Source organism: Fibrella rubiginis (assembly GCF_017353185.1).
In the GTDB taxonomy this organism is placed as follows: Bacteria; Bacteroidota; Bacteroidia; order Cytophagales; family Spirosomataceae; genus Fibrella; species Fibrella rubiginis.
Genome location: NZ_JAFMYV010000004.1, coordinates 151,605 through 177,618 on the forward strand (window position 1 = coordinate 151,605; position 26,014 = coordinate 177,618).

25 protein-coding genes, 1 tRNA gene and 1 riboswitch are annotated in these 26,014 nt (G+C 51.5%); of the genes, 8 read left to right on the forward strand and 18 right to left on the reverse strand.

Features of this window, described 5'->3' with window-relative positions:
- Positions 1–74: 74 nt before the first annotated feature.
- The 14 genes from J2I47_RS09985 to J2I47_RS10050 all read right to left on the reverse strand — a co-directional run bounded on the left by J2I47_RS09985 (position 75) and on the right by J2I47_RS10050 (position 13,830).
- Positions 75–875 carry a molybdopterin-dependent oxidoreductase gene (locus J2I47_RS09985; RefSeq protein WP_207364431.1) on the reverse strand — a complete coding sequence of 267 codons (801 nt, stop codon included), beginning with the start codon at positions 873–875 and terminating at the stop codon, positions 75–77.
- A 5-nt stretch (positions 876–880) separates the two neighbouring features.
- The gene (locus tag J2I47_RS09990; RefSeq protein ID WP_207364432.1) at positions 881–1,543 is read right to left on the reverse strand and encodes a cytochrome b/b6 domain-containing protein; all 663 of its coding nucleotides are present in this window, start codon (positions 1,541–1,543) and stop codon (positions 881–883) included.
- Between the two features lie 291 nt (positions 1,544–1,834).
- The gene (locus tag J2I47_RS09995) at positions 1,835–2,194 is read right to left on the reverse strand and encodes a helix-turn-helix domain-containing protein (RefSeq protein WP_207364433.1); all 360 of its coding nucleotides are present in this window, start codon (positions 2,192–2,194) and stop codon (positions 1,835–1,837) included.
- A 19-nt stretch (positions 2,195–2,213) separates the two neighbouring features.
- Positions 2,214–2,489: a type II toxin-antitoxin system HigB family toxin gene (locus J2I47_RS10000; protein ID WP_207364434.1), complete on the reverse strand. Its 276-nt coding sequence runs from the start codon at positions 2,487–2,489 to the stop codon at positions 2,214–2,216.
- 70 nt (positions 2,490–2,559) lie between these two features.
- A complete protein-coding gene (gene glgP / locus J2I47_RS10005; RefSeq protein WP_207364435.1) occupies positions 2,560–4,218 on the reverse strand; it encodes an alpha-glucan family phosphorylase in 1,659 nt (552 codons plus the stop codon).
- Positions 4,219–4,298: 80 nt separating this feature from the next.
- Entirely contained in the window at positions 4,299–5,225 is a 927-nt protein-coding gene (locus tag J2I47_RS10010) for an SDR family NAD(P)-dependent oxidoreductase (protein WP_207364436.1), read from the reverse strand.
- 87 nt (positions 5,226–5,312) lie between these two features.
- A complete protein-coding gene (locus tag J2I47_RS10015) occupies positions 5,313–6,101 on the reverse strand; it encodes a YtxH domain-containing protein (protein ID WP_207364437.1) in 789 nt (262 codons plus the stop codon).
- 211 nt (positions 6,102–6,312) lie between these two features.
- The gene (locus tag J2I47_RS10020; protein ID WP_207364438.1) at positions 6,313–7,392 is read right to left on the reverse strand and encodes an aminotransferase class V-fold PLP-dependent enzyme; all 1,080 of its coding nucleotides are present in this window, start codon (positions 7,390–7,392) and stop codon (positions 6,313–6,315) included.
- A complete protein-coding gene (locus J2I47_RS10025) occupies positions 7,389–7,925 on the reverse strand; it encodes a DUF4276 family protein (RefSeq protein WP_207364439.1) in 537 nt (178 codons plus the stop codon). The genes J2I47_RS10020 and J2I47_RS10025 overlap by 4 nt, the downstream gene beginning before the upstream one ends.
- A gap of 25 nt (positions 7,926–7,950) precedes the next feature.
- Positions 7,951–9,177 carry an AAA family ATPase gene (locus J2I47_RS10030; RefSeq protein WP_207364440.1) on the reverse strand — a complete coding sequence of 409 codons (1,227 nt, stop codon included), beginning with the start codon at positions 9,175–9,177 and terminating at the stop codon, positions 7,951–7,953.
- Positions 9,178–9,245: 68 nt separating this feature from the next.
- Positions 9,246–11,153, reverse strand: coding sequence for a phosphoglycerate dehydrogenase (gene serA / locus J2I47_RS10035; RefSeq protein WP_207364441.1), 1,908 nt, complete (start codon positions 11,151–11,153; stop codon positions 9,246–9,248).
- Complete coding sequence (locus J2I47_RS10040; protein ID WP_207364442.1) at positions 11,150–12,157, reverse strand: YheT family hydrolase; 1,008 nt, start codon at positions 12,155–12,157, stop codon at positions 11,150–11,152. Before J2I47_RS10040 ends, serA begins: the two co-directional genes overlap by 4 nt.
- Positions 12,158–12,264: 107 nt before the next feature.
- Complete coding sequence (locus tag J2I47_RS10045) at positions 12,265–12,834, reverse strand: C40 family peptidase (protein ID WP_374759903.1); 570 nt, start codon at positions 12,832–12,834, stop codon at positions 12,265–12,267.
- Between the two features lie 165 nt (positions 12,835–12,999).
- On the reverse strand, positions 13,000–13,830 hold the full coding sequence (locus J2I47_RS10050; RefSeq protein ID WP_207364444.1) for a rhomboid family intramembrane serine protease: 831 nt from the start codon (positions 13,828–13,830) through the stop codon (positions 13,000–13,002).
- Positions 13,831–13,972: 142 nt separating this feature from the next.
- Positions 13,973–14,082: riboswitch (SAM riboswitch) on the forward strand.
- A gap of 184 nt (positions 14,083–14,266) precedes the next feature.
- Here J2I47_RS10050 and J2I47_RS10055 point away from each other — a divergent pair.
- Positions 14,267–15,583 (forward strand): O-acetylhomoserine aminocarboxypropyltransferase/cysteine synthase family protein, encoded by a 1,317-nt coding sequence (locus tag J2I47_RS10055; protein ID WP_207364445.1) that lies wholly within the window; start codon positions 14,267–14,269, stop codon positions 15,581–15,583.
- 137 nt (positions 15,584–15,720) lie between these two features.
- Entirely contained in the window at positions 15,721–16,746 is a 1,026-nt protein-coding gene (locus tag J2I47_RS10060) for a homoserine O-acetyltransferase family protein (protein ID WP_207364446.1), read from the forward strand.
- Positions 16,747–16,807: 61 nt separating this feature from the next.
- Here J2I47_RS10060 and J2I47_RS10065 read toward each other — a convergent pair whose 3' ends face one another.
- A complete protein-coding gene (locus J2I47_RS10065) occupies positions 16,808–17,527 on the reverse strand; it encodes a ClpP family protease (protein WP_229374482.1) in 720 nt (239 codons plus the stop codon).
- A gap of 245 nt (positions 17,528–17,772) precedes the next feature.
- On the opposite strand from J2I47_RS10065, the gene J2I47_RS10070 reads away from it, so the two are divergent.
- Positions 17,773–18,186: a helix-turn-helix domain-containing protein gene (locus J2I47_RS10070; protein ID WP_207364447.1), complete on the forward strand. Its 414-nt coding sequence runs from the start codon at positions 17,773–17,775 to the stop codon at positions 18,184–18,186.
- 113 nt (positions 18,187–18,299) lie between these two features.
- Here J2I47_RS10070 and tig read toward each other — a convergent pair whose 3' ends face one another.
- A complete protein-coding gene (tig, locus tag J2I47_RS10075; protein WP_207364448.1) occupies positions 18,300–19,670 on the reverse strand; it encodes a trigger factor in 1,371 nt (456 codons plus the stop codon).
- 111 nt (positions 19,671–19,781) lie between these two features.
- Positions 19,782–19,863: transfer RNA gene (locus J2I47_RS10080), tRNA-Leu, on the reverse strand.
- A gap of 281 nt (positions 19,864–20,144) precedes the next feature.
- Between J2I47_RS10080 and J2I47_RS10085 the strand changes: the two genes are divergently transcribed.
- The 5 genes from J2I47_RS10085 to J2I47_RS10105 all read left to right on the forward strand — a co-directional run bounded on the left by J2I47_RS10085 (position 20,145) and on the right by J2I47_RS10105 (position 24,991).
- Entirely contained in the window at positions 20,145–22,394 is a 2,250-nt protein-coding gene (locus J2I47_RS10085) for a RelA/SpoT family protein (protein ID WP_207364449.1), read from the forward strand.
- 137 nt (positions 22,395–22,531) lie between these two features.
- Positions 22,532–23,044 (forward strand): Fur family transcriptional regulator, encoded by a 513-nt coding sequence (locus tag J2I47_RS10090; protein ID WP_207364450.1) that lies wholly within the window; start codon positions 22,532–22,534, stop codon positions 23,042–23,044.
- Positions 23,045–23,082: 38 nt separating this feature from the next.
- A complete protein-coding gene (locus tag J2I47_RS10095; RefSeq protein ID WP_207364451.1) occupies positions 23,083–23,316 on the forward strand; it encodes a hypothetical protein in 234 nt (77 codons plus the stop codon).
- A complete protein-coding gene (locus tag J2I47_RS10100) occupies positions 23,300–23,698 on the forward strand; it encodes an HNH endonuclease (protein WP_207364452.1) in 399 nt (132 codons plus the stop codon). The genes J2I47_RS10095 and J2I47_RS10100 overlap by 17 nt, the downstream gene beginning before the upstream one ends.
- 6 nt (positions 23,699–23,704) lie before the next feature.
- Positions 23,705–24,991, forward strand: a complete 1,287-nt coding sequence (locus J2I47_RS10105; RefSeq protein ID WP_207364453.1) for an adenylosuccinate synthase — start codon at positions 23,705–23,707, stop codon at positions 24,989–24,991.
- A 93-nt stretch (positions 24,992–25,084) separates the two neighbouring features.
- Here the strand turns inward: J2I47_RS10105 and J2I47_RS10110 are convergent, their stop codons facing one another.
- A complete protein-coding gene (locus J2I47_RS10110; RefSeq protein ID WP_207364454.1) occupies positions 25,085–25,930 on the reverse strand; it encodes a YciE/YciF ferroxidase family protein in 846 nt (281 codons plus the stop codon).
- Between the last annotated feature and the right edge of the window lie 84 nt (positions 25,931–26,014).

The following is a 26,014-nucleotide window of genomic DNA, read 5'->3' on the forward strand; positions in this document are numbered from 1 at the left end:
CCGTGGTTATACTGGTTTATTAACAAATTTTGGTACTACTCCATTCCCTTGAAAGTGGGGGTCACACAATCAGCCTAAAGGCCCAGGTAATAGTCATAACCCCGTTCGGCCCAATAATCGCGTGGGCGGTCGTCGGCGAAGGTGATCATGCTGATGCGTTTCATGTTTTTCACACCATATTTCACCGGAACGATCAATCGCAACGGCGCACCATGGGGAGCGGTGAGTGCTTCGCCGTTCATTTCGTAGGCCAGTAGCGTTTGCGGATGCAGGGCGCTGGCTATATCGAGGCCCACGTAGTAGCCTTTGTCGGGGGTTTCCATGCCCACGTGTTTAAAGAAATCAGCCTCACCGGTCGGTTGTTGCCCGGTACGGGTGCCTACCTGGTACTTCGCCACCAGATCGGCCAGGCGGGCACCAGCCCAGTGCTGCACCTGACTCCAGCCTTCAACACACTTGAAGTCGAACACCAGGTCATATTTCGGCAGGGCTTTAATCTCGTCCAGACTGAGCGTCAGCGCCTTACCCGGCTGGCTGATGGCCAGCTGCCAGGTGGCAGGGTCGAATTTGCCACCCAACCCGGCGGCGCCGTTGACGCGTACCTGCTTGGCTGCTTCTGAAACGGCAAACGTGGGTGCGAGGTGCTGATTGCTGAAATAGGTGCTGGCTATAGTCTCATTGACATCCAGAATAGACCGCAGGGCCGTTGGCACACCGCCTTCCAGGGGTTTGGCCGTCAGGGCTTTCCAGATGCCAACGGGCAACAGACTGGCCAGACCAAACCAGGCAAAAGCGTTCAGTGTACGGCGACGAATCTGCTGTTCAGTAGTGAGCTTTTCGCGCTCCGGCATGTGGGGTATTTGTTCCTTTTCCATATGTATCAAGCCTGTTCATCAACCACGTCGAAACCGGCAATCATGCTTCTGAAATTAGTCCAGCCCGCTTTTACGACTTGTGCTACGTGGATCACGAAAAACAAAACGTAGCCAATGGTGAGCGCAAAATGAATGAGCCGGGCTGTTTCGTAGCCGCCCATCAGTGTAGTGAGCCACCAGAACTGAGTAGGCTTGTATATAGCCAGCCCGGTAAGCAGTGATCCCAGTCCCATCACGATGATGCTGGTGTAGGCGATGCGTTGCGCCGCATTGTATTTCTCAACGGGCAGTGGCTCTTTGCGGATACCGAGGTCATGCAACACCACCTGCCAGGCTTCGCGGACTGAGTTGCGCTTAGGCAGCAGGTATCGCCACTCGCCCGATATAAACGTGTAGACCACATACAGGATACCGTTGAGCGTGAAAAGCCACATCAGCGCAAAGTGCCACGACATGCCCTCGGCCAGCCGGAAGGGCACATTCAACGCTTTGAAAAAACCGCTGGGAAAGAACGTGACCAGCGTGTAGCCTGCCACCTGAATCTTGTAGGGATGGTAGGCCCAGTAAATCAGCAGGCCACTCCAGATCATGAGCGCCAGAACGGGGAAGTTCACCCAATGAAACCAGCGAATGGCCAGCGGATGCTTATTTTCGACAATCCGTTTCATGTGTTCTGCTATGGTCTAAACTAGTGTATGATATCATATACGTAAAATAGCGGGGTGGCAGGTTTGAGAAGATGAAAACCTGCCACTGCAAGCTATGAATCAGGCGGTTATAAAGAAAGGCTGAGCCTGAGTACCGGTCTGTTGGCACTCAAACTCAGCCTTTATTACGCACTACCGTTACTAGTAAGTTGAGTCCAGCCTTCAGCCAGGGTTGATTCGCGCACAACTCATGAGAACGCGCAGCAACGTTAGGTCTGCGGCGGAGCACCGCTTAAACGTTGACCGTTGAACTCAGATTGACAATAAAACTGCCGGAGGAATATTGAGGTGTTTGCTTATATCACGAACCATTTTCAGCGTTAGTCCCCGCTTACCATTCAGCACTTCAGACACCCGATTCTTTCCCCCAAAATACGGGGCCACGTCCTGCTGGCTCAATCCCCTTTCTTCCATCTGGTATTTAATCGCTTCCACCGGCGATAGAGGCAAGATGGGGTGATGCTTGTTCTCGTAATCGTCTATGAGTAAGACAAGGACCTCTTTCAGATCACCTTCGGGGGTATGCATTTTAGCCTCCCACACTTTATCTAACTCAACTAATGCCTCGTCATATTCGGCTTCTGTCCTGATTGGTTTCTGAATAGTTATCATAAGTTGACTGTTTTAACGTCTACCTTATCATAGCTTTATGAGTGCCGACAAATTTTACCCAACAAACCTGGAATTCATAGTCAATAGCAGCCACCAACCGATACTTGTTGCCCGCAATGTTGAACACAATTCGACCATTGCCCACCGTGTCAGCACCATTGAATGCACTAATGACCTCGTTTGGCGTATGCCAGTTTTGCTTACTAATCTGTTCGAACCAATGCCGCAGACCTGCTTCTGCATCTGGATGATTCTCCCAAAACTCACGCAAGGTACGTTTCGCAATAATTCTCATCTATAAACCATTTTAGCCTCGCAAAGTTCCCATCATGGGAACTTTGCGAGGCTAAAACAAGCAATTTTACTCAAGCATACACGCGCTCGTAATACTCCCGTGCCATACGGTCGGCGGTGAAGAAGGCCAGCACGTCGGTCATGCTGTTAATAACGGTGCCCTGCCATTCGGTAGGCTGGTCGTAGTACATGGGCAGAATGTGCTGCTCCAGCAGGTCGAACAGGTGGTTGCAGTCGGCGGCGTCGCGCACGTCGGCGGTGGCTTGCGGGTCGGCTTCGGGCACGATGAAGCTGTTCACGTTCGGCTTGGCAAACTCGCAAATCCAGCCGTCGTTGGTCGACAGGTTGATAGCCCCGTTCATGGCGGCCGTCATGCCGCTTGTGCCCGATGCTTCGCGCGGCACAATGGGCGTGTTGAGCCAGACGTCGGCCCCATCTTTCAGCACCTTCGACAACCCCAGTTCGTAACCCGTCAGCACGGCCATGTTCGGGTGTAGGTGGCTCCGGTAGAACAGCCTGTTGAACAACTGCTTTGCCCCTTCATCAAACGGATACGGCTTTCCGGCCCAGACAAGCTGCACGGGATATTTGGCATTGGTCAGCAGTTGCGTGAACCGCGCCTCGTTATACAGCAGTAAATCGGGACGTTTGTAGGCGGCAAAACGGCGTGCCCACACCAGCGTTAACACATTGGGATCGAACAGTTTACCCGCCTGATCGGCCACTACGCTGAGCAACGGCTGTTTCATTGCCCGTTTCCGCGCTGATAACGCCGTACCCTCTTTCTGCCTGTAGGCATCGGCCAGTTGTTCATCGGCCCAGTAGCGGTAGTTCTGCGCATTGGTCACGTGCGTAATCTCGCAGATGCCAGGGTAGTGCCCCCACATCTTCCGGGCCACTTCGCCATGCAGTTTCGAAACCCCATTGGCTCGCCGCGCCATCCGCAACGCCGCCAGCGAATGATTGAACACATCTTCCTGGATGCCCGTCAACTGCTGCACATCGGCCAGCGACAATCCGCCAAAAAAGCCCAGGTTATCCAGAAAATGAATGTTGTGTTTTTCATTACCGGCCTCTTCAGGTGTATGCGTGGTAAAGATCAACCGCTCACGCAGCGCCTCTTTTGATCCCAGTTTTTGGTACAGATGAAACGCTGCCGACACGCCATGAGCCTCGTTGAGGTGGTATACTTGCGGCTGGTAATCGATTTCATCGAGGAACTTGGCCCCACCCAGGCCCAGCACCATACACTGGGCCACCTTCAGCGTGGGATCGTTGTCGTAGAGCCGGTATGAAATGGTACGGGCCTGTTCGTCATTACCATCCACGTCGGTGGTTAGAAAGAACATGGGCACCGTGTTAAAGTGCCTGGGATCAAGATAATACGCTTTCACCCAGATGGGCCGGTTAAACACGTTGATCGTAAACCGGGCGCCGGTATCCTGCAAAAACGAGTACATCTTTTCGCGGAAAAGCACACCCATCGAGTTGTCGGGCAGGCGCACCTGATCGTAGTATCCCTGCTTCCAGAGCATGCCGATACCAATCAGGTTCTGCTTCAGGTCAAACGCGCTTTTCATGTGCGAGCCGGCCAAAAAGCCAAGTCCACCAGAATAGGTTTTCAGGGCCTGGTCAACGGCAAATTCCATGGAGAAGTAAGCCACAGACTTACTAAAAGCAGGATCAAAAGCGTAGGGATGCCGGAACGCGGCGGGTAATTGTGATGACATAAGGCTAGTACATGAACGGTAGTTAAGCTCAAATATAGAAAAAGCCCCAACGCATCACTGCGTTGGGGCTTTGGGCGATACTACTCAGCCAGTGCCGCCTGTCGGTGTCTCGTTGCCAGGAAAATTCCTGAAACAGCCACGGCGGCCAGCCCAAGCCCAACGGCCCAGATGGTTGGGCGTTGCTCCCTTACTTTTTGGGCAATTTCATGTTTTGGCGTCAGCGTATACCGCATCATACCAGCCATTGTTTCCTGCGGAGCTACGTAAGCCATAACCTCGTAGGCCTTGTTAACCAGCCCACCCGGCACCACCTTAGGTTTACCACTCATCAGGGCTTCATAACCATCTTTAGCTACCATCACGGGGTCGTCTACCATATCGGTGGCCACCACGTCGGCCGCACCGGCTTTATTAAAAAAGTCGGTGTCGGTAGCATTAGGCATGAGCGCCGTAACGGTCACGTTGGTGCCTTTCAATTCGTTAACCAGCGACTGCGTCAGGCTGTTGACGTAGGCTTTGGTGGCCGCATAAACAGCCATCAACGGAAACGGCGTGATGGATACCAACGAGGCCAGGTTCAGCACTCTTCCCTCATTTCGGGCCACCATGTCGCGCAGATAAAGCTTTGTCAATAAGGTAGTTGTGAGGACGTTAAGGTTCACCATCGACTTTTCGGCCTCCCAATCGGTTTCGGTGGCGAACTTACCATGCAGCCCCACACCGGCATCGTTTACGAGCACATCCACGGTGATGCCTTTCGCCTGTACCTGCTCATATACGTCCCGGGCGGCATCTTCTTCCGACAGGTCTTTTTCAATGACCGTTACCTGCTCCGTGCCATAGTTGAGTTCAAACACCTCGGCCAGCCGGTGCAAGGTCTCTACGCTCCGCGCCACCAACACCAGGTTGTAGCCATCCTGCGCAAACAGTTTAGCTAATTCCTGCCCAATACCACTCGACGCCCCCGTAATGAGGGCCGTTTTTCCTGTACCTTTTCTGTTTTCCATAAGCGAGATGTTTGACATCAGACGTTGGATTTTAGACGTGGGTCATTGTGTTTGGTCCAATATCCAGCGTCTAAAATCTCCTGTCTTTTACCGATTTGGCCGACCGAAGAAATAGTTGACACCAAAGCGGAATCGTCCACCCTTGTTGCGACCGGCCAGCGGGTCAGACTGGTCATAATAGTTATTTTCCAGGGCCAACTCAGCACCGAAGTTGGGCCGTACCCAAAACATGGTGCCGATTTCGAGATTCACGCTGTTGTAACGGGCTTTTTGGTCGGCTCCGATATTGCTTGAGTATTCACGCCCGATGTTGTAGCCAAATCCGCCAAAGCCACTGATGCGAGTACGGAAGGGATAGTAGCGCAGAAAAACACCCGTCTGATTTGCGTGGTAGCTGGTGCTGAGCCGCCGGTCGAAGCCAAGGCGGATACCACCCATCAGGCCCGGCTGAAAGAAATAGCCAACCTGTGGACGAAGAGACAGGTAGGTACCGCTTCCTGCGCCCGTGCCAACGCCAAGGTTAATACTAGCCATGTAGCTACCCTTGTCGAACCAGGCCAGCGCGTTGCGCTGCTGATAGGAGCGGCTCACTTCATATTCTTCCTGTACTTTCTCTTTGGCTTTGTCGGCCGCCTGATTTACGTCCTGCTTCACCTCGCCCGCTTTCTCTTTCACATCCTGCTTAATCTCGCGGGATTTCTCTTTTACCTCCTGCTTCACTTCGTTCGCCTTTTCCCGCACGTTTTCTTTTGTTCGCTCATTAATCAGCGGACGGGTGGTGTCGGCGGGTGACGTGGAGGAGGGTGTGGTGTTTTGGGCAACAGCCGTTGCCGAACAGGCTGCTACGAAAGCAGCAGTGTAGATTATCTTTTTCATCGTTGAGTTGGACTATACTAAACTTCCCTATTAACCGTATAGAGTACGTTTAGTTTGGCGTGAAGGAAGGATGAGAAATGCACACTGGATAATGTACAATGAACAATGCATAATGTACAATGGCTCCGCACACTACTGATCAGAGTGCAGAGCCATTGTACATTATGCATTGTTCATTGTACATTATCCAGTGTACAGTGCTTTCACCCTCCTACTCGTTCAGCTTACTCAGCAATGCCCCTACCTGATCGGCGGTGGTGGCGGGGAAGTTGGCAATACGAATCTGGCTGTCTTTGAAAGTACCGTAGCCGCTGCCCACGATCATACCGGCTGTCTTAACGGCGGCAATCACTTCGGCGGCGGGGCGGGCATTTGTCTGCGCCACAATCACCGTCTGTGATCGGTGCCGCTCTTCTGCCACGAAAGGCGTGTAGGCGCTGTTCGTTTCCAGAAAACGATAGATCTGCCGGGCTTTGTCTTCCGTCTGCCGCCGAATAGTACCCACGCCAATCTTGTTAAAATCGGCAGCGATCTTTCCTAACAGGTAGATATAGAGTACGTTAGGCGTGGCGGGGGTTTCCCACGTTTTGTAATGCTTATGCAACACGGGCAGCGTATGGTGCGCCCCAATGGTCATAGACTCGTATTGCTGTAATCGTTCGGCTTGCTCCAGACACCGGTCATTGGCAATCCAGACGCCCAGTCCGGCGGGCATACCAAAGGCTTTCTGAACCGAAAAGAAGGCCGAATCTACCAACGAGAAATCCAGATCAGGGTAGGGTGCCGACGATACCATGTCTACGCAAAACAACTTCCTGCTGTACTTCCGCTTCAGCTTATGAATTTCTGTTGGTCGCAATTGTACACCCGATGATGTTTCGTTATGCGTCAGCGCCACAAGCTCAGCATATTCCGGCACCTCCAGGTCGGCCGCGTCGAATCCCTCGCCAAAGGGCTTTTCGGCCATATGGGCAAACTTGTGCAGGCTTTGGGCGTAATCGAAAAACTTGCGCGAGAAAGACCCGTTCACTGCATGAAAGCTCTCATGCTCCACGCAATTGAGCAGGATCCGCTCCCACACCTCCGAAGCCGACCCCGTGAAATAGATACCGTGCGAAGCCGGAATGCTCAACAGCTCCCGCAGTTGCTCATCGGTATACCGGTATATATCGCGAAAGCGCTGGCTTCGGTGCGAAATAGACCCAATCTGCTCATCCATTGCCGTTTGCAGATGCTTCGTAAACGTTGGATACAGTTCGGCGGGGCCAGGCGTGAAGTAGGTGTTTTTCATAAGGAGAGGCGATCAATGAGGTTTTTTACATCATCAAAACTATTGCATAAAGCTACCAGGTCCAGTTTAGGTAGAAGTTCAACTGCATGCTTCACCTTATGGTATGTTTTCTTTTTGGTGTTTTTAGTAAGGCGTTGCAATTCACTGCAAGGGTCAGCAATGGTATGCGCTGGCCGTCTGATTTTGCTAGTGAACTCGATACCATAATACTGTTCAAGAACAGTAGGCTGCGACAGAAACCAAGCCTCCATCTCCTGTATCATGAAAAATACAGTCTTGTCATAGCTTATTAAATCATACTCTTCAAGAATACGCTCTCGTTCCGTATCGTCTGCGTCCAAATCTATAAGTAGCGTTTTCTCTCTATCCTTTGGCTGATGTAAAAATTTATCCACTGACTGATTTTTGCCATCCCCCATAATGATTCGGGGCATCTTTCGTTTGAGCTTCTGTTCAAGGAGTCGTCCGATAGCTCCTTTCAAATCTCCGTTTGTATCATCAGACGTACCTTCGATAATTAGAACTTTGTCCATTATGTTTTGCTACTTATATTCAAGTTTAATAACGATTACCACCAATATCCCCCGCTCGCCACATTTTACCAACCAATTGGTAGTTCTCATACCAACCAGCAAAATCATCCGCAGAATACTGCTTTACAACAGTACCATTATTCTCATCCTTCTCAACTACTCGAATCTGCTCAATATCAAACCGATTCAGCAAATGCTCCGAATGCGTTGCAACGAATAGTTGTGATTGTGTACTAGCTTTCTGGATAGCTTCAGCTATGTGCTGAACCATATCAGGATGTAAACCCAGCTCTGGTTCATCAATACATACCAAGCGGCCTCTTTTGGGGTTCAACAGCACCGCCAATAAGCACATGAACCGGAGAGTGCCGTCCGAAATATGAGATACATGTATTGACTTACCTAAATTCTGCTCTTGTAGCATTAATTCGATATTACCACCAATGAAATTAAAGTTATAATCTTCGAACTGAGAATTAATTTGGCTCAAAAGCTCTCTAATAGCGATATCTGTCTTCCTATCTTGAATTTTGAATGTATTGAGCACTTGGGCTAAATTACTCCCGTCACCTAACAATCTGGGAGTAGACGTAGGTAGAACTGGGCGACGAATCCTACTTGCAGATGTTGTATCGAAATGATTATAAATGGCAATATCACTTAACATCCTCCGAATTGAACTGACAGCCAAATACCTATCTGTATCAAATACCTTATTCAAGGCTAGCTCTTGCGGATCGTAGTCTTCATAACGAATAAGGCGCATCTTAGCTTTAGAATTTTCATCTTCGGGGTCAACTCGCTCATTAATTTGTCCCTTTCCATCAGTAAAGTTCAAAAATATAAAATCAGATCTGTTAACTTTTGGCTGGTATAGTTTTTCCTTAATAAAATAGTTGTTCGTGGATGCGGATTTCTGAATTATTATATCATAGTAAGTTTCATCTGTAAAATGAAATCCATAATGATTAGCTACATTATTATTTATTCTAAAAGATAGTACAATTTTATTTTTATCATTTATAATTTCTTCATTACCACAATAAACCATATTATCAAACCCACCCCATTCATCTAAAATCAGCTTGGCTAATCCAGTTCCTCCTATACCTTCTTTTAGAAGGCGAATTGCTTTTATTAAGTTTGACTTTCCCGATCCGTTGATGCCAACAAGTATATTGACGCCCGATTCTAACATAATCGTCGTATCAGAGAAACTAAAGAAATTGACTAGCCGTATGCTGTTAAACATAACTGTGATTTTTTTGGGCAAGCATACATGGGAAGAATAAGTAATTACCTATTCTTCCTTTTCTCATTTCAATAAAGAAGTCTAAACCGAATCGTGTTGTCGATGTCTTTCAACTCCTGCACCACCTCGTCGGCATATTCTTTGGCGATGTCGGTGATCACGTAGCCAATGGTCTCATTTGTCTTCAGGTATTGGCCCTGAATGTTGATATGGTACTTGGCGAAAATGTTATTGATTTTGGCCAGAATGCCCGGTACATTGGCGTGGATGTGCAACAGCCGGTGCGAATCGTGTAGCAGGGGCAGTTGCAACTCAGGGAAGTTGACGCTGCCGTAGGTGCTGCCGTTGTTCATGTAGCCCAGTAGCTTACCCGGCACAAACTGCCCAATATTGGCCTGTGCTTCTTCGGTGCTGCCGCCCACGTGCGGGGTCAGGATCACGTTGGGCAGACCGCGCAGCTCGTTCATAAATTCCTCGTTGTTGGTCTTCGGTTCGTAGGGAAACACGTCGATCCCCGCCCCGGCCACCTTACCCGATTTGATCGCTTCGACCAGGGCCGGAATATCCACAATGTGCCCCCGCGAGAGGTTCATGAAAATGACGCCCTGTTTCATCAGGCCAAATTCGCGGGCACCAATCAGGTTTTTGTTGTCTTTCCGCCCGTCGGTATGCAGGCTGATCACGTCCGAAACGGCCAGTAGCTCATCCAGCGACTGGCATTTGCGGGCGTTACCCAGCGACAGTTTGTCGACCACATCGTAGAAGTAGACATCCATACCCAGCGCCTCGGCCACGACGGATAATTGCGTACCAATATTGCCGTAGCCTACCAGACCCAGCTTTTTGCCACGCACCTCGAAACTGTTTGTCGCCGATTTGTCCCAGACGCCTTCGTGCATCTTGTTACTCTTCGGCACAATATTTCGAATGAGCATAATCATCTCGCCCACAGCCAGTTCGACTACCGAGCGCGTATTACTATAGGGGGCGTTGAACACGGCGATACCTTTTTCGGTGGCAGCAGTTAAGTCAATTTGGTTGGTGCCAATACAAAACGCACCGATGGTCATCAGCTTAGGCGCATTGTCGAGCACGCGGCGAGTTACGTTTGTTTTCGAGCGTATACCCAGGATGTGCACCCCCTGCAACGCCTCGATCAGTTCATCCTCGTCCAGGGCACCCTTGCGCACGTCGAGGCTAAAGCCTTCTTTTTCAAGCAACGCCACCGCAATGGGATGGACATTTTCGAGCAGCAGCACCTTGATACGGCTCTTGGGATACGACTGGCTGCGGCTCAATTTATTATCGAATAAAAACTCATCCAGCGAAGCCGCTACATGGTCGGCTTTGGCAATGACCGTGGGACGTACCACGTTTTCGGTGAAGGCATAAAATTTGTTGGCCAGTCCCGACTCGCGGATCTCGTAGTCGGTGTAGCCGTCGCCGATGACAAATACGTCGCCATCAAAGTTCAGCTCGCGCATCAGCTTCACCTTACCCCTATCTTTCGACAGCGGGTTTTCTTCGTCGCAGCCCACAATATTGCCTGACTCGTCATACTCGAATGTGTTGGCGTAGACGTTTTCGGCCTTAATACCCAGCGCCGTCACGATGGGCACGATAAATTCCCGGAACCCGCTTGAGACAATGAAAATCTGGTCGGCATGTTCGGTCAGAAACCCCCTATTCCGTTGAAACGAGTCCGAGACCATGGTCGACAGCCGCTCGACCAGGGCGGGTAACTGATCGCGGTGGGCGTTGAGCAGTTTCAGCCGCAGTTGAATCGACTGCGCCAGCGAGAGTTCGCCCGCCATACCCCGGTCAGTGATGGTTTTAATCTGGTTCAGCACATCGTCGCGGTCATTACGGCCCGACAGCGATATTTCGCCCAGAATATCAAGCGCCTCTACTTTGGTAAACGTGCTGTCGAAATCAATAATGTAGTAGGTCTGGTCGGTCGGTACAAGGGGCGTCATAGAGGAGATGGTTGTATAGCTGTCAGGAAGGCCAGTGCGCGTTCTTCGGCATAATTAGGGGCTTGTAGCCCCTTTTTTGTTGTGAACCCGCAATGACCGCCCTGTTTAGGGAACTCCATCCAGACAAGGCTGAGTTCCTTGGCGAGGGCATCGGGTAGGCATTGCCGCGACAAAAATGGGTCATTCCGGGCATTCAGAACCAGCGTCGGCACGGTTATTTTCGACAAAAACGGCAGCGAACTGTTTACACGGTAATAATTTTCGACATTGCCAAAACCGTGCAGTGGGGCCGTAATGAGGTCATCGAACTCCCGCAGCGACCGAATCCTGCTCATGTCGACTGTCCGGATCGCTTCAGGCAGCAGCGGAGATTTAACCCTGATTTTTTCTTTGAGTGTATTTTGGAAGCGAATGTTGTAGAGCATGCTGTCCCAGGCCTCCAGCCGGTCGGCGGTGGTCATCAGATCAAGCGGTACCGAAACGGCTACGGCTTTTTTTATGGCTGGGTGGAGGCCCTGCTCACCGCGCTCGCCAAGGTACTTAAGCGAAATATTCCCTCCCGCGCTGAAGCCAACGAGGCTTATTTCTGCGTAGCCTTTACCCAGCGCATACTGCACAACGGCCTCTAGATCGTCGGTTTCGCCGATGTGGTAAAACCGCGCCAGCTTATTCATCTCACCCGAACAAGACCGGTAATTCCAGGCCAGGCAATCGAACCCATGGGCAGTCAGTTGCCGCACCATCCCCGCCAGGTATTGCCGTGTGGAGTCTCCTTCCAGCCCGTGCGACAGAATTACCAGTGGTCGCTGACCCAAACCGCCCGCAGGGGTTGCGGCTGACGACAAACACCAGTCAACGTCCAGAAAATCATCGTCAGGAGTAGTGATGCGCTCACGGCGGTAGGCGACCGGGATTTTGCGAAATACCGACGGAATTATGGTCTGCAAATGACCATTCCAGAGGTAAGCAGGCGGGCTATACGATGCGTTGGTGATCAGCGGCATGAGGCAAAAATAAGTTCAATGTGTAAAGTCCACTGTGTAAAGTTGCTTCGCGCTCGAACTCAGTGGTGCGCGAAGCAATTTTACACAGTGGACTTTAGACGTTAAACCTATTTCGCCGCCAGCATTTTCCCTACGCGGCGGATACCCATGAACCGGTTGCGGTAATAATCGGCGTGGAGGTAGTCGAAACGAATGCCACCGCCCCAGGCCGAATGGATGAATTTAATCTGGTTGCCAACCACTTCCGTGATCATGCCCACGTGGCCGATGCTTGATCCGCTGGATGAATGACCTTTGAAGAAAATAAGGTCGCCCGGCATGGCCGATTCCTTTTCTACTTTAAGACCCACGTTACCCTGTGCGGCGCTGGAATGAGGCAGATTGATGCCAAAGTGGCTATAGCAAAAACGGGTGAAGCCTGAACAGTCGAACCCGCTGGGCGTGGTACCGCCAGAGCGATACCGGATGGCAAGGTGCTTTTTGGCAAAGCTGATCAGGTTGCTTACACCGGGAATCCGGTCGTAGAATGCAGCGTTGGACTGACTTGAAACAGAGGCTTCATGATCTGTGTCGACGGGTTTCATGTCTACCGCGATGACCGCCAGATTGTCGTGAGACTGGGCTTGGGTGATGCCAAACGAGACGGCGAAAACAGCCGTCAGGAGCACTTTCTTCAGCATGCAGAAGTATGGTTAAGTATAGGTTACAGCAGCTAAACTATGCCCATATGCCTGTGATGCCAAATTAAAATTGGTATTTATCGTCTATTTTAATCCACAACTTTGTGGAATTATCGCCACAACCCTACTTAACCTACTGACTGCTAGCTGATAGCAATTTTCTTACTCCTGCCCCGACAAAAGCTCGCGTTCATGCTTCGAAAGGCTATCGTAACCCCGCTCATTGATCTTATCCAGGATACGGTCTATCTCTTGCTGCCGCCTGAACTTGTGCCCATTATATCGCTCGTCGACGGTTTCTTTTTCACGTGTGTCCAGTGAAAAGCTGCGAACATAAAGCCAGTCGGGGCGGCGGGCAATAACCAGCAGAAACACCAGCGTGGGCAGCGTTAGCAATAGCACAATGGGCCAGTTGTAGGTGAACACGTCGGGTTCGAGAAGACAGATCGTGAGCACACCAATTACCCCACCGCCTAGGTGCGCATCGTGACCAATATTATCTCGTGCCGACTTGATGCCGTAGATGGAATAAAGACTGTAGGCCAAGCCGAACAGCCAGGCGGGCAGGCTAAACGGCATAAACAAGGGGCGGATGTTGCTGCCGGGATAGAGTGCAATCATCGCGAAAATAAGCCCGCTCACCGCACCAGAGGCACCCAGCGCCCGGTAGCCGTCGTCGTTTCGGTGAATGAACAGAGCCAGTAAATTACCACCCACCAAACTAGCCATATACAGCAGCAGCAGTTGCAAAGGCCCCGTTACCCGCTCTACCGACCCGGCAAACGAGTACAGGGCATACATGTTGAAAAGCAAATGCCGCCAGTCGGCATGAATAAATCCCGATGACACCAGCCGGTAGTACTCGCCGTATTTACGGATGCCATCAACGGCAAACAGGTAGCGGCTCATCAGGCTTTCGCGGGAAAAAGCCCGGTAAGAAATAACAATTGTCAAGATGACCAGCAGCAGGCCAACGCCTCCAGAGTAGCCCATTTGTTAAGCAGATTTTATACGCCTAGATAACAAAAAAGCGGTGCATTTCAATCAACAATCGTTGGTCAGACGGTGATTGGGCCGTATCATTGCACCGCAAGTCAAGCAGGTGCCGCCCGTTTTGGGCCCAACAACACCCATTGATTTATACAGATGAGGGGAGAGACCAGGCTCTTTGAACCTCAGGCAACCTACCACCCGGCAAGGTGCTAATTCCTGCCCACAGCATGGTGCTCGTGGGAGATATAAACGATCTGACTGTATGCCAATACATCCCGACCGACGCTGTATGCCCCCACGGGCAGCAAACTAACCGTCATCCTATCCGGCTGGCTGTTCGTCTATGAACAGCCGCCTACATGTCTATGCCCCGGCCAGGATCAGCGGTTGGCTCATGCGACATTCGTTACTTCACAGTGTTTATTCTACATCCCTTATGGCTCACCAACCCCATTTCGAAACGCTCCAGCTACACGCGGGGCAGGAAATAGACCCCACGACCAAATCGCGGGCAGTACCACTCTACCAGACAACGGCCTACCAGTTCGACGACTCAGCGCAGGGGGCACGCCTGTTTGCGCTACAGGAGTTTGGCAACATCTACACCCGCATCATGAACCCCACCACCGACGTGTTCGAGAAGCGGATGGCGGCTTTGGAAGGTGGCGTGGCAGCACTGGCAACGGCGTCGGGCCACTCGGCGCAGTTTCTGGCCATTAACAACATCACTACCGTCGGCGACAATTTCGTGACGACATCCTTTCTCTACGGTGGTTCGTATAACCAGTTTAAGAATTCATTTAAGGGCATCGGCGTAGAAGCCCGCTTTGCCGACGGTGATGACCCGGCCAGTTTTGAAGCCCTGATCGACGATAAGACGAAAGCGATTTACCTCGAAACCATTGGCAACCCCAGCTTCAGCATTCCCGATTTTGAGGCGTTTGCCGCCCTGGCCAAAAAGCACGATTTGCCCATCATCGTCGATAACACGTTTGGCGCAGGCGGGGCTATTTGTGCTCCCCTAAAACACGGCGCACACATTTTGGTCGAATCGGCCACGAAATGGATCGGTGGGCACGGCACCACCATGGGCGGCGTCATTGTCGATGCGGGTACGTATAACTGGGGCAACGGCAAATACCCACAGTTCACCCAGCCGTCACCCAGTTATCACGGCCTGGTCATGAATGATGTATTTGGCATGGGGGGGGCGTTTGGCAACATCCAGTTCATTATTCGTGCCCGCGTTGAGGGGTTGCGCGACTGGGGCCCGTCGCAGAGTCCGTTCAACAGCTGGATGCTGATTCAGGGGCTGGAAACGCTATCCCTACGCGCCGAACGTACTTGCGAAAATGCGCAGGCCCTGGCCGAATGGCTGCAACAGCACCCCGCCGTGGAGTATGTGCGCTACCCCGGTCTGGCCGACAGCCCTTACCATGCCCTTGCCAAAAAATACCTGACGCGCGGAGCGGGTGGTGTGCTGTCATTTAAACTTAAAAACGGCCGCGAATCGGGCGACGACGTAGTGAACTCGCTGAAACTGGTGAGCCACCTCGCCAACGTGGGTGATGCCAAAACGCTGATCATTCATCCTGCCAGTACCACCCACTCACAGTTGTCTGACATTGAACAGCAAGCCGCCGGTGTTGAGCCGGGTCTGTTGCGCGTATCGCTGGGCATTGAACACATCGACGATATCAAAGCCGACTTCGAGCAGGCGTTTGCGGCGATTAAAGAGGCTGTATCTGTGTAGGTTAAGGTCTAAAGTCCAAGGTCTAATGTCCAAAGTTGAGTTGGCGTAGCTTCGCGCATCGTGCTCTTCGCCTATACTGAAGCTACGCCAACTCAACTTTGGACATTAGACCTGACACATTAAACATAATTTTCCCCTTGCCCTACTTCGACCATAAATTCTCTTTCCCGCTTGAATTAGGGGATGAATTGTCCGGTTTCCGGCTGGCCTATACCACACAGGGAACCCTCAATGAGACTGGCAGTAATGTGATCTGGATTTGCCACGCCCTCACCGGCAACGCCGACCCCAGCGACTGGTGGAGCGGGCTGGTTGGCCCCGGTAAACTTTACGACCCAGCCCACTATTTTATCGTTTGTGCCAACGTGCTGGGTGGTTGCTACGGCTCTACCGGACCGCTTTCCAACGACCCAGCTACGGGAAAACCCTACTTTCACTCGTTTCCCACGCTCACCATCCGCGACATGGTTGGGGCGTTAGACCTGCTGCGCCAGGAGTTGGGTATTGAACAGATTCACACCTGCGTGGGTGGCTCGGTAGGCGGACAGCAAGCTGTAGAATGGGCCATTTCACAGCCGAAACTCATCAAACGACTTATCCTGATTGCTACCAATGCCGTCTTTTCGCCCTGGGGCATTGCTTTCAACGAAGCACAGCGCATGGCCTTGCAGGCCGACCCTACCTGGGTTGAAAACCGCCCCGATGCGGGACAGAACGGGCTAAAAGCAGCGCGGTCTATCGCGCTTCTCTCCTACCGTAACTACGAAACCTACGCCTTCACCCAGGCCCTCGACAACAACGAACAGACCGATAATTATAAGGCCGCTGGTTACCAGAACTATCAGGGCGAAAAGCTGGTGGGCCGGTTTAATGCGTTTACCTACTGGCTGTTAACCAAAGCCATGGACTCGCACAACGTGGGTCGCAACCGGGGCAGTATCCTCAACGCGCTGAGTTTGATTGAAGCTAAAACGCTGGTTGTTGGCATCCACTCCGACGTACTGTTTCCCCCTTCTGAACAGCAATTTCTGGCCCGCCACATCCCGGATGCCGTCTACGAAGAACTCGAATCGCTCTACGGCCACGACGGCTTTCTGATCGAGTTTAAACCCCTTACGCAAATTATCCGGAAGTGGGTGGGGGAAAAAGGGTTTAAGGTTTAAGGTTGCTTCGCGCTCGCAAGGGTTGAGCGCGAAGCAACCTTAAACCTTAAACTTAAAAAAACTACCTCGTCTTCTCGGCGTTATCACCAATGGTGCGCTCGCGGCGGAGCACTTCGTCGATGAGGCCGTATTCTTTGGCTTCTTCGGCGCGGAGCCACTTATCACGGTCCGAATCTTTCTCGATTTCTTCGATGCTCTTGCCTGAATGGTCGGCCAGAATCTGGTACAGCTCTTCGCGAAGCTTCACGATCTCACGGGCAGTAATTTCGATGTCAACCGATTGCCCCTGTGCACCACCCGATGGCTGGTGGATCATAACCCGCGCGTGGGGCAGTGCCGAACGCTTACCAGCTGCGCCACCCGCCAGCAACACCGCGCCCATTGAGGCGGCCAGGCTGGTGCAGACCGTAGCCACATCGGGGCGTACATACTGCATGGTGTCGTAGATACCCAAACCGGCGTATACCGAGCCGCCAGGACTGTTGATATACATCAGAATATCTTTCCGGGGGTCGGCTGATTCCAAAAACAGCATCTGTGCCACTACAATGTTGGCAATGTTGTCATCAACGGGCAGGCCCATAAAGATGATGCGGTCGGCCATCAGGCGCGAGAAAACGTCTACCTCCCGGAAGTTCATAGGCCGCTCTTCGATCACCGAGCGGGTCATGTTCTCAACCTGGTGGTTGTTAACGGTGTGCTTAACATATCCGTCGACCGTGAGGCCATTGAGGCCCATGTGGTGGACGGCAAACTTGCGAAATTCGTCTCCGTAATGCATTGTGGTTGATTAAAGGAAATGAGGTTCAATGTTTAAGGTTTAAAGTTGCTTCGCGCTTTGACACTTAGAACGCGAAGCAACCGCGACGGCGGACCGTTTAGACTTTAAACCTTAAACATTGAACTCGTTTAAAAATTAACGAACGTGTCAGGTGGTAAGTTTCAAAACTTATCAGTCACAAAATTGCGTTGTTGCGGCAAGAATCCCTGCCAGAATCACTTGAGATTTCCTCGTTATTGCTTGATATGAAGCTGCTCAACACCCCCAACCATGCCGGTGAACGCATCCGTATAGCCCGCCTGCAACGCGGTCTGTCACAGGAAAACATGGCCGATTTACTAGGCCTGTCAACAACAGCTTATGGTGACATTGAGCGGGGAAAAACAGAACTGACCGTCAGTCGGTTAACGCAAATTGCAGGTCTGCTCGACACCACCGTTATCCGGCTCCTAAGCGACGAAACAGCCCCGGTTGAGCCTACCATTCGTCAACCCGACGAGGTAGAACGGCTGCGCGAAACGATAGATACACAGCAACTCCAGATCGATAAGCTTCGCCTGGAGGTAGATTATTATAAACGCCGCTACGACGAGCGCATCGCCATGGAAATGGCCCGCGCCATGGGCCAGAAACAGGAGCGGTCGCCGATTGGGTTTTAGGGGAATCGAACCCTAGCGGCGGTGGCCGCTGAGCCTGGGCCTACTCAACTTCTGATGCACAAAAAAAGGCCCTGTGAACGTTCACAGGGCCTTTTTCACTATGTTGCAATCGCTTACCGCGTTGCAGCGGCCCGTTCGCGGAATTGCTCCATTGAAATCGGTTGCGTCTCAATCGTCACCTTCGACTTCACGTAGTTCATCACTTTGTCGTCATACACCCGGTTGAACGTGGCCGTGTAATTCTGGCCGTTGTTCTTCTCGTCCATCAGGTAGTTGCGGGCAATTTTGTCGATGGTTTCGGTCATGCCATCTTCACCAGCACCGGCGGCGAAACCGAACTGGTCACGCACCATCTGGCGGGTAGCTTCCATCACTTCTTCGAAGTCTACGTTAATGTCGGCTTTCTCAGCAATCTTGTTTTTGATGAGCTGTAACTTGGCCGACTTGGCGAAGTCGTCGTACTGCTCGTCTACCTGCTCCGGCGTAAATTTGCCTTCATTGATGGTCAGCAGCCAGTCTTTCAAAAACTCATCGGGCAGGCTAATCAGCGTATTGTCAAGCAGGGCCTTTTCAATATCGAAACGGAGCAGATTATCCGACTCGCGACCATAGTTCTGGGTGATGATCTCCTGTACTTTCGTGCGGAACGTAGCTTCGTCTTCAGCAGCACCTACGCCCAGCACCTTATCGAAAAACGCCTGGTTTAGTTCGGCTGGCGCGTGGCGCGTCACGTCTTCAATGGTAAACGAGAAATCACCTACCAGGTTGGCGGCCTCTTCTTTTTTGGCACCCGTTGCCAGGGCGCGGTCTTTCTCATTTGGAAAAGCCGCCGCCATGTCGAACGTTATGGTCTCGCCTTTTTTCTTGCCGATAAATGCGCCCAGAGCCTCCGGAGCCACTTTATCTAGTGGTAGCGCTGTCTTGGTCTCAAATTTGGTGGCGTTTTCGTCGGCACCGGTCAGCTGCACCAGTTCACCGTAGATAGTATCACCTTCGGCGGCTTCGTCAGCGTGCTGATGCTCGTGGAAACGCTGCTGCAAGTCGGCAATCGTGCTGTTTACCTCTTCTTCGCCAGCTTCGATTTCGTAGCGGGAAACGGTACCCAGCGCTGCCAGATCAACGTCGAAATCAGAAGCCAGACCCAGTTGGTAGCTGAACGTGAATTCGTCCTGGGCATCCCAGTCAATGGCATCGGCTTGTGTGCGATCGGGAACGGGGTCGCCTACGACCTGTAGCTTGTTTTCGCGGATATAATCGCTAACCGACTTGCTGAGTTTGGCGTTGATTTCTTCCACCAAAATTCCTTTGCCGTACATTTTCTGCACTACAGCAGCAGGCACGTGTCCGGGACGGAATCCCTTGAGTTGCACTTGTTTACCGTATTGCTTCAACTTCTTGTCGACTTCCGATTTGTAGTCTTCAGGTTTCAGCGTAATCACAAGCGACGCGTTGGTGTCGCTGGCTTTTTCAAGGGCTATATCCACTGATTGATTTGGTTTAAAATGAGTGAATGAGCGAATTAGTGATTGAGTGAATACAGCCGAAGCCTAAAAAATTCACTCATTCACTCATTCGCTCATTCGCAATTGTTTCAGTACGGGCGGAGGGACTCGAACCCCCATGCCTTGCGGCACCAGATCCTAAGTCTGGCACGTCTACCAATTTCGCCACGCCCGCAGGTGGTCAACAATGTATCAAAAACCGACTTGCGCTGGTCTTTGTTCACTGTTTCGGCCCGCAAAGGTACGCATGAACTTGGAGAAGGCAACAGGGTCGTTGAATTTTTCCGTAATCACCGGTAGGCAGACTGTTATCGACGTTTGCTTGCCCGGTAGGCTGTCAAACAGACCAAAATCACTTATTTCCGATCCATACCGGCGGAAATTTTGTTTTTAAGGTGTACCTTGAGAATACGAGTACAACCTACAGAAACACACGCAGGGTAACGACACCTACCTATGAATGCAGCCCTAGAACCAGTTATTGATTTAGCGCAGGAACGGGAAGAGATCCTGAAACGATACCGACGCCTCTTGCGCGCCGCCAAGCCGTATTTGAAAGAAAATGACGCCAAGCTGATTAAAAAAGCCTTTAACACCTCGGCTGAAGCGCATAAAGAGATGCGTCGGCGGTCAGGCGAACCCTACATCTACCATCCCCTGGCCGTAGCGCAGATTGCCGTAGAAGAAATTGGCCTCGGTACCACCTCTATTGTGGCCGCGCTGTTGCACGATGTGGTGGAAGATACCGACACGACGATTGCTGACATTGAGCGCGCTTTTGGCAAAAAGGTGGCGCAGATCATCGACGGGCTGACCAAAATTTCGGGCATTTTTGAGTACGGTACCTCGCAGCAGGCCGAGAACTTCCGCAAGATGCTGCTTACGCTGTCTGACGACGTGCGGGTGATCCTGATTAAGCTCGCCGACCGGCTTCATAACATGCGGACGCTGGATTCGATGCCCCGCGACAAGCAGTTGAAAATTGCGTCGGAGACAATTTACATCTACGCTCCCCTTGCCCACCGGCTGGGGCTGAACGCGGTAAAGACGGAACTGGAAGACCTGTACCTGAAATATGTGGAGCCAGAAGCCTACAAAGATGTAGCCCGCAAGCTCCGCGAATCGAAAACCTCGCGCGACCGGTTCATCAACACGTTTATCAAACCCATTGAAGATGATCTTGTGGCGTCGGGTTACCCATATGTGATCAAAGGGCGGCCTAAATCAATTTATTCCATTTGGAACAAGCTGAGCAAATCGAAAAAGCCGTTTGAAGAAATCTATGATCTGTTTGCTGTCCGGATTATCCTGAAAGTACCCCTGGAGCAGGAAAAAGCGGCCTGCTGGCGGGCCTATTCTATCGTGACGGACCACTATAAGCCCAACCCCGACCGGCTGAAAGACTGGATCAGCACCCCTCGCGCCAACGGCTACGAGTCGTTGCACACCACCGTCATGAGCCGTTCGGGACAGTGGGTAGAGGTACAGATCAGGACCGACCGGATGAACGAGATCGCCGAAAAAGGCTACGCAGCTCACTGGAAATATAAAGGTAATGACACCCGCACCGGGGCCGGAATCGACTCGTGGATTGGGCAGGTGCGCGAGATGCTGGAAATGGCCGATCAGGGTGATAAAACCGCCGCTGTGGAATTCCTCGACGATTTCAGGAGCAATCTGTATAGTGAAGAGGTCTTTGTCTTTACACCAAAAGGTGAACTTAAAGTGCTGCAACGCGGGGCCACGGCGCTCGATTTTGCGTTCGACATTCACACCCAGATTGGGGCTAAATGCATGGCCGCCAAGGTCAATAATGTATTGGTGCCGCTCAGTCACGTGTTGCACAATGGCGATCAGGTAGAGGTAATTACCTCAAACAAGCAGAAGCCCAACGAAGACTGGCTGCGGTTTGTGGTAACCTCCAAAGCCAAGACCAAGATCAAGGACCTCATCAAAGAGGACAACAAGCATTACATTACCGACGGCAAAGAGCTGGTTGCCAAGCGGTTGAAGCTGTTGCGCATGGAAATGACCAACGAGCTGATCAATCAGCTTCGGGCGTATTTCGGCTCAAAAACGACCAGCGATTTCTACTACCGCGTGGGCAAAGCCCACATCGACGTTAAGGAGCTTAACAAGTTCAAAGCCGAAAAAGAAGCCAAAGAAAACCGGGCCCTGAAACTCAACACCGACACTCTGCAAGACGCTAAGGCAGTGGGTAAAGAGTTGAAAAAAATGCACGGCGAGCGTACCGACGCCGACATGCTCCTCATTGGCGAGGACATGGACAAGATCGACTACACGCTGGCCCGCTGCTGCAACCCTATCGCCGGCGATGATGTGTTTGGGTTTGTGACGGTGATGGAAGGCATTAAGATTCATCGGGTTAGCTGTCCCAACGCCGTAGAGTTGATGTCTAATCATGGTAACCGGATCATAAAGGCCAAGTGGACATCGCAGAAGGAACTGGCCTTTTTGGCGGGGTTGCGCATTACGGGCACCGACCGCATTGGTCTTATTAACGATGTGACGCGGGTAATCAGCAACGAGTTGCACATCAACATGCGCTCGGTCACGATTGACTCGACAGACGGCGTTTTTGAGGGCATGATCAAATTGTACGTAAACAACACGAGCCACCTCGATACCCTGATGCGGAAGCTGGAAAGCGTCGACGGCGTTTTCGACGTGGTAAGGTTTGATTGAGAGCTAGTCTAAAGTCCAATGTCCAATGTCTAAAGTCTAAAGTTGCTTCGCGCTCTATGGGCTGACGCGAAGCAACTTTAGACTTTAGACCTTAGACATTGGACTTTAGACGTTGAACGATTTCGTATTTTTGCCCTATGGCAGCACCCAACCAAGCCAATATCGAGTCGGCGAAGACCATTTTGAGGGCGTATCTGGAGAATAAAGGCCTGCGCAAAACGCCCGAACGGTTCGCCATTCTGGAAGAGATATACAACCGTCAGGACCACTTCGACGTAGACGAACTGTATATCTCGATGAAGAATAAAAATTACCGCGTGAGCCGCGCCACGGTCTACAATACCCTCGACGTGCTGGTAGACTGTGACTTGGTGACAAAGCATCAGTTCGGTAAGAACCTGGCGCAATATGAGAAGTCGTATGGCTACCGGCAGCACGATCATCTCATCTGTACCGACTGCCATAAGGTGATGGAGTTTTGCGACCCACGGGTGCAGAACATTCAGAACATGGTGGGCGACATGCTGAAGTTTAACGTGATGCACCACTCGCTGATTTTCTACGGATCCTGCCAGCGCGACCCCTGCGAAAACCGCAACGAAGCCGCCCGCAACAAAGACCGGCAGGGCGAAACAGCCGTAGAAGCTTGATTTAATAGTCTAAGATTATCGTCGTTACCAGCTTTCTTATGAACGTCTACGCTGATTTAATCGACCTTATTGCTCCGGGTGTGACGCCGGAACAGATTATTAATTTTAAGCCGTCAACCGAAGCTCAAGACCGGCTAAGTGAACTGCTGTACAAAAACAGAACAACACGGCTCACGGCAGAGGAAGAACGTGAACTCGACCGTTTCAGAGATGTGGAACACATCATTCGTATGGCAAAAGCCCGCGCCCGTAAGTATGTCGAGAAGCGGTGACTATATTTCTGCCGCAGTCAGCAGACAGGTTGGCGAACGAGCTAGTTTTCGATGCGGATACTGTCTTATTGCTGAACGTGATATGGGATTTAGTGCTGAGATAGATCATATAATTGCGCTGAAACACCGTGGTTCGGGTGAAGTATCAAATCTGGCTTTCTCTTGCAGCATTTGCAATGGCAACAAGGGCAGCGATATAGCTTCCTTCACCAGATCGAATGAGTTGAGTCGCTTCTACAATCCTCGAACCGACGTTTGGTCAGAGCATTTTCGCCTGGACAACTTCCGCATTGAGCCGCTAACACCTATTGGCGAAGCAACCGAATTTATTTTCCGCTTTAACGATGACGACCGTATTGAAGAACGGTTCGTTTTATTTTGATTTCTAATGGTAGACGTATTATTGGGCCTCCAGTGGGGTGACGAGGGTAAGGGTAAAATTGTTGACGTGTTAGCGCCTCAATATCAAGTGGTTGCCCGGTTTCAGGGTGGACCAAACGCCGGGCATACGCTCGAGTTTGACGGCATTAAACATGTGCTGCACCAGATTCCGTCGGGCATATTTCGGCCCGACGCGCTGAATATTATTGGCAATGGCGTAGTGCTCGACCCCATCGTGTTTCGGCGGGAAATCGATGCGCTGGGCAAGTTCAACCTGGATCTGCACAAGAATCTGATCATTTCAAAAAAAGCTGCGCTGATTGTGCCCACGCACAGCCTGCTGGATGCCGCCTACGAGCAGGCCAAAGGAGCCGCCAAAATTGGGTCGACCCTGCGCGGTATCGGGCCAACGTATCAGGACAAGGTAGCCCGGCAGGGCCTGCGCGTGGGCGATGTGCTGTCGCCAAATTTTCAGAAAAAGTACGAGACGCTGCTCAACGCTCACAAGGTCATCCTGGACCGGCATAACTTCGATTACACGTCGGTACTACCCGAATCGGAGGCGAAATTCTTTGAGGCAGTGGAATTTCTGAAAACGTTTACGCTGACCGACAGTGAGTATGACGTGAATAATGCACTACAAGCCGGGAAACGCGTATTGGCTGAGGGAGCGCAGGGGTCACTGCTCGACATTGATTTTGGCTCGTATCCGTTCGTAACCTCTTCCACCACCATGACAGCCGGCGCCTGTACGGGCCTGGGTATTGCTCCCCGGCAGATTGGCGAAGTGTATGGCATCTTCAAAGCGTACTGTACCCGGGTGGGCAGTGGGCCTTTCCCTACGGAACTGCTGGAAGAAACGGGCGAACGAATGCGGCAGGAAGGTCGTGAGTTTGGCTCAACAACGGGTCGTCCACGGCGGTGCGGCTGGCTCGATTTACCCGCCCTGAAATACGCCATCATGCTCAACGGCGTGACCCAACTGGTAATGATGAAGGTGGATGTGCTCAATATTTTCGACACCATCCGCGTCTGCACGCATTATCAGATGCCCGACGGCAGCGTGACCGAACAGCTCCCCTATGATCTTTGTGATACGGATGTCATACCGGTTTATAAAGATTTCGCCGGTTGGAAAACGTCTCTCGACGGGGTGCATACGTTCGACAAAATGCCCGCCGAACTGGCTGTTTATGTCCAGTATCTGGAAGCAGAGCTAAACCTGCCCATCACGTTTGTGTCTACCGGTCCTGATCGTGAGGCCTTAGTACATCGGGAAGAAGTGAGCGTTTAGTCTATGTTTGACGGAGCGTTGCTCTGCCAGAATGCAAAAGCGACCCCATCACTGGGGTCGCTTTTTTTATAGAGGAAGATTCCGAAAGGGCGTCTATATACCTAACGTACCACCCGACGTGGCATTGCCCGACGAACTCTCACGGCCCGGCGAATAGCCTGACCGCTCAATCGGTTCACGGTCTGTTGAGCCGCTGTTACCGTAGCTCGTTGTCTCGCCCACAGCTGAACCACTCTGGTAGTTAGCTCCCGACGCATAGCCCGACTGACTACCGCTGGTGCTGCCTGTGCCCATCATGGCCCCACTATTATCAATTGCACTACCCGTGTTATCATTATCGTCGTAATAGTTACGGCGGTTAGGGCTTGAGTAAGTCTGATCGTTTTTGCCTTCAGACTTGGCTCGTTCGTTGACGAATGACTCCGCCAGTTGGGTTAGCTTTTTATCCGTATTTTTTTCTTCCTGCAATGATTGCTCAATCAACTGCGCCGCTTCGGTGTAGCCCAGCAGTTGAGCCAGCGCGTGCAACGAACCATAGGCGGCTATTTCATGATGCTCTACTTTCTGAGCAGCAATGATCAGCCCCGCATCACGAGTCAACGAACCCGATTCCGTCATACTAATCATGTCGTCGGCATCATCAGCAAGGCCATCAATAGCGTTGCACGTTTTATCATCGGCCGATACGCCAATGCTGTCGAAAATGCGCTCCAGGCGAGTTACCTGACCACGGGTTTCTTCAAGGTGATGCTGAAACGCCTGACGTACCTCATCGGTGGTAGCAGCATCAGCCATGTTAGGCATGTTATCTACCAGCGCTTTCTCGGCATAATACATCCCCTGTAGTTCAGACACGAACAGACCACGCAGGCCTTCGTCATTATCGGTAGTTGATCCACCCGAGAAAAAGTCGGCAATTTGTTTTCCAATGTTAGCCATGATGTTATAAGATTTGGGTTGTCAGATTAGTAGACTACCAATCTTGTAGGCAATATGTGTACCAGTTGCTGATTATGTGTGTGT